The 13,457-nt window shown below is 73.3% G+C and carries 14 protein-coding genes; 3 read left to right on the top strand and 11 right to left on the bottom strand.

Features of this window, described 5'->3' with window-relative positions; translation table 11 throughout:
• Positions 1 to 5: 5 nt before the first annotated feature.
• The 5 genes from ACIQJT_RS22140 to ACIQJT_RS22120 all read right to left on the bottom strand — a co-directional run bounded on the left by ACIQJT_RS22140 (position 6) and on the right by ACIQJT_RS22120 (position 4,497).
• On the bottom strand, positions 6 to 1,367 hold the full coding sequence (locus ACIQJT_RS22140) for an FtsW/RodA/SpoVE family cell cycle protein (RefSeq protein WP_365461742.1): 1,362 nt from the start codon (positions 1,365 to 1,367) through the stop codon (positions 6 to 8).
• 52 nt (positions 1,368 to 1,419) lie between these two features.
• Positions 1,420 to 1,839, bottom strand: a complete 420-nt coding sequence (locus tag ACIQJT_RS22135) for an SH3 domain-containing protein (RefSeq protein ID WP_402645964.1) — start codon at positions 1,837 to 1,839, stop codon at positions 1,420 to 1,422.
• Positions 1,840 to 1,932: 93 nt separating this feature from the next.
• Positions 1,933 to 3,168: an ATP-binding protein gene (locus ACIQJT_RS22130; protein WP_402645961.1), complete on the bottom strand. Its 1,236-nt coding sequence runs from the start codon at positions 3,166 to 3,168 to the stop codon at positions 1,933 to 1,935.
• Complete coding sequence (locus ACIQJT_RS22125) at positions 3,165 to 3,944, bottom strand: hypothetical protein (RefSeq protein ID WP_402645958.1); 780 nt, start codon at positions 3,942 to 3,944, stop codon at positions 3,165 to 3,167. Before ACIQJT_RS22125 ends, ACIQJT_RS22130 begins: the two co-directional genes overlap by 4 nt.
• A 46-nt stretch (positions 3,945 to 3,990) precedes the next feature.
• Positions 3,991 to 4,497 (bottom strand): protein phosphatase, encoded by a 507-nt coding sequence (locus ACIQJT_RS22120; RefSeq protein ID WP_365461750.1) that lies wholly within the window; start codon positions 4,495 to 4,497, stop codon positions 3,991 to 3,993.
• Between the two features lie 120 nt (positions 4,498 to 4,617).
• Between ACIQJT_RS22120 and ACIQJT_RS22115 the strand changes: the two genes are divergently transcribed.
• A complete protein-coding gene (locus ACIQJT_RS22115; RefSeq protein ID WP_402645954.1) occupies positions 4,618 to 5,421 on the top strand; it encodes a nuclease-related domain-containing protein in 804 nt (267 codons plus the stop codon).
• Between the two features lie 606 nt (positions 5,422 to 6,027).
• On the opposite strand, the gene ligD is transcribed toward ACIQJT_RS22115, so the two are convergent.
• On the bottom strand, positions 6,028 to 6,909 hold the full coding sequence (ligD, locus tag ACIQJT_RS22110) for a non-homologous end-joining DNA ligase (RefSeq protein ID WP_365461754.1): 882 nt from the start codon (positions 6,907 to 6,909) through the stop codon (positions 6,028 to 6,030).
• Between the two features lie 54 nt (positions 6,910 to 6,963).
• Here ligD and ACIQJT_RS22105 point away from each other — a divergent pair, with 54 nt between their 5' ends.
• Positions 6,964 to 7,995 carry a Ku protein gene (locus tag ACIQJT_RS22105; protein WP_365461756.1) on the top strand — a complete coding sequence of 344 codons (1,032 nt, stop codon included), beginning with the start codon at positions 6,964 to 6,966 and terminating at the stop codon, positions 7,993 to 7,995.
• 58 nt (positions 7,996 to 8,053) lie between these two features.
• Here the strand turns inward: ACIQJT_RS22105 and ACIQJT_RS22100 are convergent, their stop codons facing one another.
• From ACIQJT_RS22100 to ACIQJT_RS22090, 3 genes are read right to left on the bottom strand one after another with little or no spacing between them, the layout of a single operon-like run.
• Complete coding sequence (locus ACIQJT_RS22100) at positions 8,054 to 8,554, bottom strand: peptidylprolyl isomerase (protein WP_402645949.1); 501 nt, start codon at positions 8,552 to 8,554, stop codon at positions 8,054 to 8,056.
• Between the two features lie 53 nt (positions 8,555 to 8,607).
• Positions 8,608 to 9,000 (bottom strand): hypothetical protein, encoded by a 393-nt coding sequence (locus ACIQJT_RS22095; protein ID WP_402645947.1) that lies wholly within the window; start codon positions 8,998 to 9,000, stop codon positions 8,608 to 8,610.
• 8 nt (positions 9,001 to 9,008) lie between these two features.
• Complete coding sequence (locus ACIQJT_RS22090; RefSeq protein ID WP_365461760.1) at positions 9,009 to 9,521, bottom strand: SigE family RNA polymerase sigma factor; 513 nt, start codon at positions 9,519 to 9,521, stop codon at positions 9,009 to 9,011.
• Between the two features lie 171 nt (positions 9,522 to 9,692).
• Between ACIQJT_RS22090 and ACIQJT_RS22085 the strand changes: the two genes are divergently transcribed.
• Positions 9,693 to 10,103, top strand: coding sequence for a hypothetical protein (locus tag ACIQJT_RS22085; RefSeq protein ID WP_402645944.1), 411 nt, complete (start codon positions 9,693 to 9,695; stop codon positions 10,101 to 10,103).
• 440 nt (positions 10,104 to 10,543) lie between these two features.
• On the opposite strand, the gene ACIQJT_RS22080 is transcribed toward ACIQJT_RS22085, so the two are convergent.
• Positions 10,544 to 11,617: an acyltransferase family protein gene (locus ACIQJT_RS22080; protein ID WP_402645942.1), complete on the bottom strand. Its 1,074-nt coding sequence runs from the start codon at positions 11,615 to 11,617 to the stop codon at positions 10,544 to 10,546.
• 75 nt (positions 11,618 to 11,692) lie between these two features.
• The gene (locus ACIQJT_RS22075; protein ID WP_365461764.1) at positions 11,693 to 12,949 is read right to left on the bottom strand and encodes an MFS transporter; all 1,257 of its coding nucleotides are present in this window, start codon (positions 12,947 to 12,949) and stop codon (positions 11,693 to 11,695) included.
• Positions 12,950 to 13,457: the final 508 nt, after the last annotated feature.

Raw genomic sequence — 13,457 nt, 5'->3', positions numbered from 1 at the left:
TGCGGTCACGGGGTCTCCTTGCCGTCGTACTGGCGGCGGGCCGAGTCGCTCACCCGGATCAGCAGGGCGACGATCGCCCAGTTGGTGACGACCGACGAGCCGCCCTGGGCGAGGAACGGCATCGCCATGCCGGTGAGCGGGATCAGTCCGCCGACCCCGCCCGCGATCACGAACACCTGGAGCGCGACGATCGAGGCGAGACCGACCGCCAGGAGCCGTCCGAAGGGGTCGCGCAGGGCGAGGCCCGCCCGGTAGCCGCGCTCCACGAGAAGGGCGTACAGCAGGAAGACGGCGGACAGGCCGGCCAGGCCCAGTTCCTCGCCCGCCGTCGCCAGGATGAAGTCCGACTTGGCCGCGAAGCCGATCAGGACGGAGTGGCCGAGCCCGAGCCCGGTGCCGAGGACCCCGCCCGCCGCGAAGGCGAACAGGGACTGCGCGAGCTGGTTGGGTCCCTGTCCCGCCTCGATCGAGGCGAACGGGTGCAGCCAGTCCTCCACCCTGCTGTGCACGTGCGGTTCCAGCCAGCCCACGGCGAAGGCGCCGACGGTGGCCAGCAGCAGGCCGATCGCGATCCAGCCGGTGAGTCCGGTGGCGACGTACAGCAGGACGACGAACAGCCCGAAGAACAGCAGCGAGGTGCCGAGGTCCCGCTCCAGGACCAGGACCCCCACGCTGAGCAGCCAGATGGCGAGCAGCGGGCCCACCACCCGGCCGGTGGGCAGTTGCAGCCCCCAGAACCGCCGTCCGGTGAACGCCAGCGCGTTCCGGTTCGTCGCGAGGTAGGCGGCGAAGAACACGGCCAGCAGCACCTTCGCGAACTCGCCGGGCTGGATGGAGAACCCGGCGATCCGGATCCAGATGCGGGCGCCGTTCACGGCCGGGAAGAGGATCGGCAGGATCAGCAGGGCGAGCGCGGCGGCGACGCACACGTAGGCGTACCGCTGGAGCACGCGGTGGTCGCGCAGCATCAGGACGACCACGATGAACAGGGTCACCCCGACCGTGGACCACACGAGCTGGGTGGGGGCGGCGCGGTCGCCGGGGGTCTCCAGGTCGAGCCGGTAGATCAGCACCAGGCCCAGCCCGTTGAGCAGCACCCCGATGGGCAGCAGGAGCGGATCGGCGTACGGCGCCCTCAGCCGCACCGCCAGATGGGCGACGAACGCGAGCACGCCGAGCCCGGCGCCGTATCCGGCGGCGCCGGGCGGGACGGTGCCGTTCCTGGCGAGGCCGACGGCGCAGTAGCCGTACACCGACAGCAGCACGGCGAGGACGATGAGGGCCAGTTCTACGCCACGGCGCCGGGGGAGGCGTACCGCGCGAGCGGAGGTGTCCGCGGGGGCCACGGTGATTCCGGCCTTGGTCATGTCCGGAACCTACCCAAATAGCATGTGATGTCTGCCTAGCTTGCGTGAGATGTCAGCACCAGCGTGGCGCCGAACCGAGGGTCCTGATGTACCGGGCCGAGCCCCAGGCCCAGGTGCCGTCCGTGAGGAGGTACCACTGGCGGTTGCCCTGGACGCTCTGGCCGTTGGTCCGGCAGAAGATGGACACGACCTCACCCCGTTCGGCCCACCGGATGATCTGCCCGCCCCGGTTGGGCGCACTGCGCAGCGCCAGCGAACTGGCCGTCACGACTCCTCTGGCCAGGCGTGAGTTCTGGTTCTGACCCTGGTTCTGCCCTTGACCCTGCCCCTGCCCCTGGCCCTGGTGGTTGCCGGAGCTGCTCTGGGGGTCGTCGTCGCCCCACTCGTCACCGGCGGCGGCGGGCGTGGCGAGGGCGGTGACGGCGAGGGCGCAGGCGGCGACCGCTATGGGGAGACGGGAGCGCAGGGACATGGGGGACCTCCGTTGGGGGGCGAACCTGACTGTTCGCCACGTTAGGAGGCGTGCGGACGGGCCGCCTTTCCAGATGGGCCATAGGAGCAGCGCCTACCGCAACGTCAGCGTCGCCACCGCCCCGCCGTCCTGGGCGTTCGAGAACGACAACCGGGCCCCGAGCACCTCCGCCTGCCCCAGCGCGATGGTCAGGCCCAGCCCGTGCCCCCGGGCCCCGCCCTCCGTGCGGAACCGCTGCGGCCCGTGCTCGACGAGGTACTGCGGGAACCCGTCCCCGTGGTCCCGGACGGTCACCACCGGCCCGTCGACCGTCAGCGACACCGGCCCCCGCCCGTGCCGGTGGGCGTTGGCCACCAGATTGCCCAGCACCCGCTCCAGCCGTCGCCGGTCCGTCTCCACGGCCAGGTCCCGTACGACGACGACCTCGGTGTCCGTCCCGGACGCCCGCACCACCCGCTCGGCCACCGCGCCCAGGCGTTCCGCGTCCAGCTCCACCCGCTCCCGGCCGGTGTCCAGGCGGGAGATCTCCAGCAGGTCCTCCGTCAGCGTCCGCAACGCGGCCACCCGGTCCCGCACCAGCTCGGTCGGCCGGCCCGGCGGCAGCAACTCGGCCGCAGCGTGCAGCCCCGTCAACGGTGTGCGCAGCTCGTGCGCCACATCCGCGGTGAACCGCTGCTCGCTCAGCAGCTTCCCCTGCAACGACCCCGCCATGGAGTCCAGCGCGGCGGCCACCGCGGCCACCTCGTCCTGCGGCCGCGACGGGTCCTTCGTCCGCGGATCGCCGACCCGCGCGTCGAGGTCGCCCGCGCTGATCCGCCGGGCCACCCGGGCGGTCGTGTCCAGCCGCTTCGTCACCCGGGTCACCGCGAACGCCCCCACCAGCAGTGTCGCCGTGATCGCCAGCGCCGACGACCACAGGATCGCCCGGTCGAGGCCCGCGATCGTCCGCGCGCCCTGCGCGTAGTCGACCCCCACGGCCAGCGCCCGGTCGCCGTCCACCGGGCCCGCCGCCCACATCGTGGGGCGGCCGCGGTGCACGCCGACCATCGTGCCGCGGTCCCCGGCCACCGCCAGTGCCCGCAGCGACCCCGGCAGGCCCGGCGGGTCCACGCCCGCGTCCCACCGCAGGGTGTCCCCGGCCTCGTACGCCTCGGTCGCGTCCTTCAGCCGGCCCAGGGCCAGGTGCCGGGCCTCGCCGACGGTCTGGTTCGTCACCGACACGTGCACGAGGACACCGAGCAGCGCGGCGAGGGCGCAGCACATCACGGTGATGAACACGGCGGCCTTCACCGCGAGCGTGCCGGACCAGCCGGGCAGCGCGAGCCTCATCGCGGGCTCGCCGACGGGCTGGGCGCCGGGCTCGGCCCGTCACCGGGGGCCCGGCCGCCGGTGCGCAGCATCTCGTCATGGGTGAGGAGCATCGACCTCTGCTGCGGGTCCCAGGTCCACTGGAGCCGGTACTCGTACCCGGCCACCTCGGACGGCGAACGGATGATCACCGAGTGCCCGGCCAGCTCGACCCCGCTGACGGCGTCCTCCCAGTGCATGACACGCACCAGCCGGTGCTTCACCACGGTGTAGACACGGACGGCGGTGACATTGCCGGGCAACTGCCGGAAGCCCAGCGTCAGGTCCTCGTGCCCGTCACCGGTCAGGTCGCGGTAGTACGGCCTCAGCACGGGACACCTCTTCCCGGCCGCCCCCGGCTTCCCGCAGTCCGCCATCCGGCGGGCCGTCTCCGCGTACCCCCCGCCGGCGTAGCTGCCGGGGTCCTCCCTGATCTCGGCGCGCACGAGGGCGACCGGGTCCACCGTGCGGATGTCGTCGCCGGGCACGGAGACGCCCGCCACGGTCTGCGAGTCCACCTCGCCGATCTCGAAGGCCGGGCTGGAGGCGGGCGTCAGATCCGGCCACAGCCGGTCGGGGCTGATCGCGGTCGGCGTGGAACCCGCGCCCACCAGGCCGCCCGCGTCGCCACAGCCCGCCGCGGCGACGAGCAGCAGGGCGACGGCGGCTGCGGCACGGGCCGTACGGGGTGCGCGGCGGGCGGGTGGCACTGTGCTCCTGGGGTCGGGGCCGGTCGGGGGCGTCGGCCCCGTACACATTATTCGTACGGAAGTCCTTTTTGCCGTGCGGCGGTACCGGGCGGCCCTACTCGGTCAGCTCCTCCAGCAGCCGGGCCGTCGACAGCCCGGTGCGCAGGTACTCGACGAACAGCTCGTTGTGCAGCGCCCACGGCGAGCGCCGGCCGCGGATCAGCCGGATCGCCGCGTCGGGGGTGTGCCCCCTGCGGACCAGGGCGTGCGCGACGACCAGCCCCGAGCGGTTGTAGCCGTGGTAACAGCGGACGAGAACCGTGCGGCCCTCGTCCAGCGCGTCGCCCGCGGCCTGCGCCAGGCGTATCACGCCCGCCAACTGGGTCCCGTCCAGCGGGCCGTCCGGAATCGGCCACACATGGTGCTCGACACCGGGGTCGGGGCCGTGGCCGGGCAGCCGCAGCAGCGTCTGCACGACCTCGAACTCATCCCGTACGACGGCGAACTCCCGTCTCCCCGACAGGCCCTGGAACTCGTGCCCGCCCATCCACAGACCGGGCACGATCTCGTCCCACGCCCTGTCCGGAGCCGGTACGTCGGGTTGCTTCCCGCGGGTCCGCAACAGTGCCTCCCCAAGCCCCTGCGCCAAGCCCTGCAACTCATGGCAACTCACCCCAAAGGTAACCGGCTTCTTGCCTGCGCAGCACCCCGCCTGTTCCCATGGTCCATGGGGTGATGGTGCATGAGCGGACTGCGCGTCGTACCGACCTGGCGCCATGGTCAGGAGCGGCTCTACGTCTGCCTCACGGACGGCAGGAACATCGCCTGGTACGACCGTGAGGCGGCCCGGATCAACCTGCTGAGCGAGGACCGCAGAGAGGACGTGCTCGACGCCCTCGGGCCCTTCCTGACCGGCCGGGTGGCCGTGGGCCCGCCCCCGGTCCCGACGCCCGCCGAACTGGCCCGGCTCTCCCTCCACCCGGACGACGACCTGGCACCCAACCGGCCCGGCGAGGCCCTCCAGATCGCCCTGGACCGGGACCCCGGACCCGGGCACCGGCTGCGCCGCGACCCACGTCGCCGCGCCCTGGAGGCCGAGCAGACCGTGGGCGAGGCGCTGGACCGCCTCGACGGCGCGGGCTGGCACACCCTGCACTCCGTCCCGCTGCCCGGCGGCGACCGCGTCCACCACCTGGCGATCGGCCCCGGCGGACTGTTCGCCGTGCACACGCTGTACGCCCGCAAGCAGCGGGTGACGGTCGCCGACCCGATGGTCTCCCTCGGCCGCCGCGACCCGCAGCCGCTGCTGCGCCGCGTCCGCGCCGACGCCGACCGCGCCTCCTACGCCCTGACCGCCGAGGTCCACCCGGTCCTCGCCCTCGTCGGCCCCTCGGGCCTCACGGTCACCCTCCCGCCCCGCGGCATCCGCGTCCTGCGCGACACGGACCTGGAAGACCTCGCCCGTCTCGGCGGCGTCCTCAAACCGACGGACGTGGAGGCCCTGCACGCGATGGCGAGAGACCGGCACACATGGAGCAAGGTCTGAACACGGCGGGTTGAGGCGGTGTGGGGGCGCTAGGGGCTGGGCGCCGTGGGTTGAGGTGTAGTGGTGCGGCGGCGCCAGGGGCTGAGCGCCGTGGCTTGAGGCGGCGTGGTGGGGGGCGGGGGTGGCAGGGCCTGGACATTGTGGGCTGACGCAACGTGGTGGGGACAGGGGTGGCAGGGCCTGGGCGCTGTGGGCTGACTCGGCGTGGCGGGGGCAGGGGCGTCGGGGCCTGGACGTTGTGGGCTTAGGTGGTGTGGTGGTGCGGGGGCGCGGGGTGTGGACGTCGCGGGTTGAGTCGGTGCGGGGTGCCGGGGGGCCTGGGTACCGGGAGTTGAGGCGGCGTGGTCGTGCGGAGGCGGCGGGGCGGAGCCCACCCGAGGGCGCGGGGACGGCAAGGTCTGGACACAGCTCACGGCAGCCCACCCAGGGGCGCGGGGAACTGCGCGACAAGCCCCCACGGGCCCGCAGTCGCCCGACCACCCGACCCGGCACCCCCCCTCGCGCCCCCACGGGCCCGCAGCCGCCCGACCACCCGACCCGGCCCCCCTCGCGCCCCCACGGGCCCGCAGTCGCCCGACCACCCGACCCGGCACCCCCCTCGCGCCCCTACGGCAGCAGAGACGCCCGCCCGCCGTCCAGCAGCGGACCCAGCAGATCACCGTAGTCCTGCAACCGATCCCCCATGTCCTGGGCCTCGAAGGCCAGTTGACCCGGCGCCGTGCACTCCTCGACCTCCGTCCAGGTGACCGGCGCCGACACCAGGGGGCGGGCCCGGGCCCGCAGGGTGTACGGCGTGGCCGTCGTCTTGCGGGCGGCGTTCTGGCTCCAGTCCACGAAGACCTTCCCGGGCCGCAGACTGCGCGTCATCCGGTGCAGCGCCAGCCCCGGCATCGCCCGCTCCGCCTCCACGGCGAGCTGCTTCGCGTACTCCGACACCTGCTCGGACGAGGCGCCCCGCACCGCCGCCAGCAGGTGCAGCCCCTTGGACCCGGCGGTCTTCGGGTACGCCTCGATGCCGTCCGCCGCCAGCCGCTCCCGCAGCCACAGCGCCACCTCGCAGCACTCGACGACCGTCGCGGGCGGTCCCGGATCCAGGTCGAGGACCAGGCGGTCGGCCTCCTCGGGCGAGCCGACCAGCCACTGGTGGGTGTGGAACTCGGTGACCAGGTTGGCCGCCCACATCAAGCTCGCCAGGTCCTGGACCAGCACCATCCTGGCCGGCCCCTCCGAGCGGGGCACCTCGGCCGTGGTGACCCAGTCGGGCGTACCCGGCGGCACGTTCTTGGCGAAGAAGACCTGGCCGTCGGGACCGTCCGGATAGCGCAGGAAGGAGACGGCGCGGTCACGCAGATGGGGGAGCAGGACGTCGGCCGCGATGGCGTAGTAGTGGAGCACCTCGCCCTTGGTGAAGCCGGTGGCCGGATACAGCACCTTCTCCAGGTTGCTGAGCGCGAGCCGTCGTCCCTCCACCTCTGTGATCGGCGTCATACGATGAGAATCTCATGCAAAGAGGGATAGAACGGCACAAAAACCCCAGAAAGGGTGCTGCTGGTGAGATCCATATGGAACGGCGCCATCTCCTTCGGCCTGGTCAGCATCCCGATCAAGCTGGTCAACGCCACCGAGAGCCACTCGATCTCCTTCCGCCAGATCCACACCGAGGACGGCGGACGGGTCCGCTACCGCAAGGTCTGCGAACTGGAGGACCGGGAGATCAGCCAGGCGGAGATCGGCAAGGGGTACGAGGACGCGGACGGCACCATCATCCCGATCACCGACGAGGACCTGGCCCACCTGCCGCTCCCCACGGCCAAGACGATCGAGATCGTCGCCTTCGTGCCGGCCGACCGGATCGACCCCCTCCAGATGGACGCGTCGTACTACCTCCAGGCGGGCGGCGCCCCCGCGGCCAAGCCGTACACCCTGCTCCGGGAGGCCCTCAAACGCAGCAACAAGGTGGCCATCGCCAAGTACGCGCTGCGCGGCCGCGAACGCCTCGGGATGCTCCGGGTGGTCGAGGACGCCATCGCCCTGCACGGGCTGCTGTGGCCGGACGAGGTCCGCGCGCCCGAGGGACTCGCCCCCGACACCAAGGTCACCGTCAGCGACAAGGAACTCGACCTCGCGGACGCCCTGATGGACACCCTCGGCGAGATCGACCTGGACGAACTGCACGACGAGTACCGCGAGGCGCTGGAGGAGGTCGTCGCCGCGAAGGCCGCGGGGGAGGCCCCGCCGGAGTCGCCGGAACCGGCCCGCAGCGGCAAGGTGCTCGACCTCATGGCCGCGCTGGAGAAGAGCGTGCGGGAGGCGAAGGAGTCGCGGGGCGAGGAGCCGGGCGAGGTCAGGCAGTTGCCGCAGCGGAAGTCGGCGCGGTCCGCGCCCAAGGAGACCGGCGGGAAGAAGTCGACGGCCAGGACCACCAAGAGCACCACGACGAAGAAGACGGCGGCCGCCAAGAAGACGACGGCGAAGTCGTCCCAGGGGACGAAGAAGACGGCGGCGGCCAAGAAGGCGTCGACCGCGAAGAAGACGGCGGCCAAGAAGACGACCGCCCGCAAGCGGACCGCGTGACCTGCGCACCACCGCCCGAGGAAGGCGCCGCGCAGGTCGCGTCAGTCGTGCCGCGAGGTCAGTCGACGACCTTCGCGGACTCGATGATCACCGGCTGCGTCGGCACGTCGCCGTGACCGCGGCTGCTGCCGGTGCGCACGCCCTTGATCTGGTCGACGACGTCCTGGCCCTCGGCGACCTTGCCGAACACGGTGTAGCCCCAGCCGTTCGGGCTCTTGGCCGTGAAGTTGAGGAAGTCGTTGTCCGAGACGTTGATGAAGAACTGCGCGGTCGCCGAGTGCGGGTCGCTGGTGCGCGCCATCGCGACGGTGTACGCGGTGTTCTTCAGACCGTTGTCGGCCTCGTTCGGGACCGGCGCGAGCGTGGGCTTCTGCACCATGTCCGGGGTGAAGCCACCGCCCTGGACCATGAAGCCGTCGATCACCCGGTGGAAGATCGTGCCGTCGTAGTGCCCGTTGCCGACGTAGGTCAGGAAGTTCTCGACGGTCTTGGGCGCCTCGGCGTCGGCGAGCTCGAGGACGATACGGCCGAAATTAGTGGTCAGCTCGACCCTGGACATGGGAATCGTCCCTTTCTGGTGGGGCATGACCGAAGCATCTTGTCACACGGCTGTCACGGCGCCGGTGACGAGAGGGGGGCCTCGCCCGTGACGATCCCGGTCGTGCCGGGCCGCGGGGTCGGTACGACCGACGGCTCGGAGGGCGCGGGCGACGGTGACACCGGGCCGGTGCGGGGAGGCGGGGGGCTGCTCGCCGGTGCCAGCGGCACCGAGGAACGGCCGGAGTCGGTACCGGGCAGCGCGGCCACGATGCCGGCCGTGAGGGCGGCGGCCACCAGTGCTCCCACGGCGCCCGAGACCGCCGTACGACGGCGTCGGATCCGTCGGCCGCCGGCGACGGCCGCGTCGGTGACGCTGGGCAGGGCCGGTTCGAGCCCGCCGTCGAGGATGGCCTCGAAGGCGTCCCGCACGCGGCCGCCCTCCCCGTACTCGTCCGTGTCGTCCATCTGCCGCCTCACCTCCCGCTCGTCTCGCCCGCCAGGCCCTCGACGAGCCCGCGCAGCCGGACGAGCCCGCGGGCGCTCTGGCTCTTGACCGTGCCCGGGGTCACGCGCAGCGCCTCGGCGGTCTGCTCCACACTCCAGTCCTCCCAGAACCGCAGTACCAGGACCGCCCGGTAGCGGGGCGGCAGTTGCATCAGCGCGGCCTGCATCACCAGCCGCAGCTCGGGCGTGACCGGCGGCTCCGCGGACCCCGGCTCCGGCAGCTCCTCCGTCGGCTCCTCCCGCCAGGTGCGCTTGCGGTACTGGTCGATGAAGACGCGGGTGAGGATCGTACGGGCGTATGCCTCGACGTTGCCGTCGCGGCGGACCCGGCCCCAGGAGGCGTACAGCTTCATCAACGTCGTCTGGGTGAGGTCCTGGGCCTGGTGCCAGTCCCCGCACAGCAGGTACGCGCTGCGTCGGAGCTGCCCCTGCCGGGCCTCGGCGAACTCCCGGAACTCCCGCTCCCGGACTGCTTCCCGCACCCGCCCCGACCCTCCGCCGAACCCGTCACACCTGTCCCTGAGAGGTACGGCGGGACGCTCCGCGAGGTTGCACGCCCCCGTGAGAAAAGTTTCCGCACCGGTCCGTGCAACCCGTCCCGGCCGCCGTCCCGTACTCCTCTCACGCAAACGACCGACCACAGAGGAGCAGCCTTGACCGACCGTCGTGCCATCCGACCCACCCGCCGCCTCCTGATCGGCGTCCTCGCGGGAACCGCCGTGGCCGTGGGCGGCTGGGCCGCCCTCGCAGGCGCCGCAACGGGCTCCGCCACGCCGTCACCGACGTCGGCCCCTTCCACGGCCCCGTCACCGGTCCCGTCCACGGCCCCGTCCACGGGGCCCTCGGCCGTGCCGTCACCGGTCCCGTCCGGGCGGCCCTCCGAGCCGAGCCCGGTCCCGTCCGCGCCGACGACTGTGCCGAGCCCCGTGCCGACGGTCGTGCCGAGCCCCGTGCCGACGGTCGTGCCGAAGGAGCGGCCGTCGACCGGGCCGAGCCCCGCCCCCGCGGAACCGACCACGGCCCCGAGCCCGGTGCCGTCGGTCGCCGAGGGGTCGTCGAAGTAGGGGGAGCGGAGAAGGGCCTGCGGCGGGGCTACGCCGGGGGAGGAGCCGTCGGCGCCCCGGCGCAGGCTGGTGGCTCGCGCGGTTGCCGCGCGGTCATCGTCCGAAGCGGGGCTGGACATCTGCGGCGGGCAGGACATCCCGTCGCAGCTGCGGGCGGAGACACCGCCGGCGGAGGGACTGCCGTCGCGCGATGCCGTCGTCGACCGCGGTGGGGGAGGAGCCGGTGGCTCGCCGCCGTTGCGGTGAGGCGGGGGGATGTCTCCGCCGCAGGGCGGGCGGGGTGTCGTGGGCCGGAGCGGTCGGCCGGGCCGTGACGCGCCGCCGTGGCCGTGCGGGCGTCGGCGGCGGGTCCGGCGTCAGCGGTCCCTGGTGTCCGCGCCGGTGGCGTCGTGGCAGGGCGCGCTGCCGCCTCTGTACGGGAGGCGTTCGCGCCGGTGCCGTCACGGGCCCGCCGGTCGCGGTGTCTCCCGGCGGAACGCCCACCGGAGTTCCGGTTCCACCACGCACCGCAGGGCTCGGCGGACCGGTGGGGTGCACAGGGTGGTCACGACCGCCGCCGCGGCGAGGGTGAGCGCGGCCACGCCGAGCGGGGTGTGCAGCCAGGGCGGCCCGTACCAGCCCCAGAAGCGGGCGCCCTGGACGAGGAAGCCGTGCAGCAGATAGCCGTAGAGCGTGCCCTCGCCCAGCGCGGTGAACCAGGTCCGCCGCCCCGGCACCAGCGCGAGGAAGCAGCCGACGAGCACCAGCGAACACCCGAAGGCGACCAGCGTCATCACCGGTCCCGACCAGCCGGGCGCGCCCAGCTCCCGGGCGCTGTCCCGGTGGTAGAACCAGGCCCCGCTCATCCGCGGCACCGCCCAGTACGCCGCCACGAGCGCGACCGCGAACACCGGCCCGGCGAGCAGCCGTACCGCCCGCCGGCGGACCAGCCGGAAGTGCTCGGGCCCGAGCGACAGCCCGAGGACGAAGTACGGCAGGAACTGAAGGACGCGCTGGAGGTCGAGGTCGTCCCCGATGGAGGGCGTGAGCGTCGCGAGCATCGCCACGGCCAGGGCGACCGGCACCGGCCGCCGCACCCGCTTCCACAGAGGGGTGGTCAGCCGCCACACGAACAACGCCACCAGGAACCACGTCAGGTACAGCGGGTCCAGCAGACTCACCGGCCGGCCGGGCTCCTGGTCCGTCCACCGCGTGAAGAAGGTGTACGCCGTCTCGAACACGACGTACGGCACGAGGAGCCCGGTCACCAGCCGCCGCAGCTTCCCCGGACTCGCGTCGAAGTTCCGCGAGAAGTACCCGGAGACGACGATGAACGCCGGCATGTGGAAGGCGTACACGAGCAGGTACAGCGCGGACACGCCCCGGCTCCCGTCCCGCAGCGGCTCCCAGGCGTGCCCCACGGCGACCAGGACGATCGCCAGGTACTTGGCGTTGTCGAAGAAGGCGTCGCGTTCCGCGGGCCGCCGCGCCGCGAGTCCTTCCCGAGGGGCGGCCGTGACAAGGTGCTCGTGCATCCCCGGCGCCTCACCACTGCGGGAACGGCCCAAACCCCGTACTTGTGTGCCGGCCGTCCCCCGCGGGGCGGATCCTCAGGCAGCCGTTCGCAGCGCTTCCCGCCCCGTCACCTCGCCGCCCGGCGTCGCCGCCAGGGCCACGGGGGCAGGGGTGCGGCGGGTCTGTACCAGGAACCCCGCCCCGATCGCGCCGGCGATGAGCAGGCCACCGGTCACCAGGGCCCCGCGTGCCCCGGCCAGTTCCATGAGCAGGCCCAGCGCGGGCGGGCCGCCGAGGCTCCACACCGTGCCGATGCTGTTCCACGCACCGAGGACGCGCCCGCGCAGATGAGGGGGCGGGTCGGTCTGGAGCACGGCCGTTCCGGCGGTGTCGGACACGGACTCCAGCACGGCCATGGGCAGGACCAGCACCAGCAGGACGGCCACCGACGGCGAGAGCCCCGCCGCCAGTTGCAGCAGCGCACCCGCGGCGGCCAGGGTGCCCACCAGCCGCACGGAGGGCCGCCGCAGCCGGGCGCCGAGGAACGCGCCCAGGATGCCGCCGACGGCGAGGACCGCGGAGACCGTGCCGAAGGCCCCCGCACCGCCCGCGAGCGGCCCGGTGACGAGCACGGCCAGGGTCAGCCCGTAGTTGCGGCCGAGGACCGCGCTGATCCCGGTGATGCCGGCGAGCGCGACCAGCCGGGGCCGGCGCGCGAAGAAGCGCAGGCCGCCGCGGACGGTCGGGTCGGGGTCGGCCCCGGTCCGCGCGGTGACCGTGCCGGGTCCGGCCACCGGTGCCGCACCGGGCGCGGGGCGCAGGAACGGCACGACCGCGGCGACGAACAGGAAGGACAGCCCGTTGGCCGCGTACGCGGCGGCCGTGCCGAGGAAGCCGACCGTCACACCGGCCAGGGCGGTCCCGACGAGCCGGCCGGCACTGTGCACCAGCGCGCCGACGCCGATGGCGGAGGGGACGTCCTCGGGCGGGACGAGGTCGTTGCCCAGCAGGGCGCACGCCGGTCCGTCCACGGTGGCCACGGTGCCGGTCACGGCGGCCAGCACCAGCAGGGACGTCATGTCGAGCCGGTCCAGCGCCACGAGGACGGCCGTGGCGAAGGCGACCGCGCCGAGGAGGGTCTGGCTGACGGCCGCGGTCAGCTTGCGCGACCAGCGGTCCACGGCCGCTCCGCCCAGCAGGCTCATGAAGAGGGCGGGGCCGGCCTGGACGGACATCGACAGCCCCGTCGCGGCGGCGGAGCCGGTGATCTGCAGGACGAGCAGGTTCTGCACGGTGAGCTGCATCCAGGTGCCGACGTTCGACACGAGGTTCGCGACGGACCACCAGCGCATGCTGCGGTGCCTCAGGGAGCGCCACGGCGAGCGCGACGTCGGCCGGGGCGGGACCGCGGCGGCCGGGGCGGCGGCAGGGCAGACGGGAACAGGGGCGGAAGACACAGTGGGGTACCCGGGAGACGAAGAGGCAGGTCAGACAGGTAGGCGAAACCGAGGAACGCCGGCTGCACTGCGCGGCCGTCCACCGAGTCGGTCACGGCGCGCACCATCGTGACAGACCCGCCCGGCCCGTCGGCCGCGGTGCGTCGCGCGAGAGCGTCCTGACGGGCCCAACTGCCGCGCACCTTCACGCCACTTGCCCTGCTGAGTGCGGTTGCTCACAGGAGGAGCAGAGTTCAACGCGTGGAGCCGGCCCGCGCCGCGTCGACCGGGCGCCCCTGTCAGCGGTCGCGTGGAAACGGACCTGTCGGCACAATAGGCATCAAAGCGTGAAAGCAGCTGGCGCCAGTCTTTCGCTCCTCTCCGTCGGGAAAACGGCGGCCGCGACCAGCCAGGCCCTGTTCCA

It is taken from the genome of Streptomyces sp. NPDC091972 (assembly GCF_044756385.1).
Classification (GTDB): Bacteria; Actinomycetota; Actinomycetes; order Streptomycetales; family Streptomycetaceae; genus Streptomyces.
This window is presented reverse-complemented; position numbering and strand designations above follow the sequence as displayed.

Excerpts from the sequence above, each read along its gene's own strand:
- ACIQJT_RS22075 (WP_365461764.1), bottom strand. The coding sequence starts at position 12,949 with ATGCGCTGGTGGTCCGTCGCGAACCTCGTGTCGAACGTCGGCACCTGG.
- ACIQJT_RS22140 (WP_365461742.1), bottom strand. The coding sequence starts at position 1,367 with ATGACCAAGGCCGGAATCACCGTGGCCCCCGCGGACACCTCCGCTCGC.
- ACIQJT_RS22100 (WP_402645949.1), bottom strand. The coding sequence starts at position 8,554 with ATGTCCAGGGTCGAGCTGACCACTAATTTCGGCCGTATCGTCCTCGAG.
- ACIQJT_RS22095 (WP_402645947.1), bottom strand. The coding sequence starts at position 9,000 with ATGGACGACACGGACGAGTACGGGGAGGGCGGCCGCGTGCGGGACGCC.
- ACIQJT_RS22125 (WP_402645958.1), bottom strand. The coding sequence starts at position 3,944 with ATGTGTACGGGGCCGACGCCCCCGACCGGCCCCGACCCCAGGAGCACA.
- ACIQJT_RS22115 (WP_402645954.1), top strand. The coding sequence starts at position 4,618 with ATGAGCGGACTGCGCGTCGTACCGACCTGGCGCCATGGTCAGGAGCGG.
- ACIQJT_RS22130 (WP_402645961.1), bottom strand. The coding sequence starts at position 3,168 with ATGAGGCTCGCGCTGCCCGGCTGGTCCGGCACGCTCGCGGTGAAGGCC.
- ACIQJT_RS22080 (WP_402645942.1), bottom strand. The coding sequence starts at position 11,617 with ATGCACGAGCACCTTGTCACGGCCGCCCCTCGGGAAGGACTCGCGGCG.
- ligD (WP_365461754.1), bottom strand. The coding sequence starts at position 6,909 with ATGACGCCGATCACAGAGGTGGAGGGACGACGGCTCGCGCTCAGCAAC.
- ACIQJT_RS22135 (WP_402645964.1), bottom strand. The coding sequence starts at position 1,839 with ATGTCCCTGCGCTCCCGTCTCCCCATAGCGGTCGCCGCCTGCGCCCTC.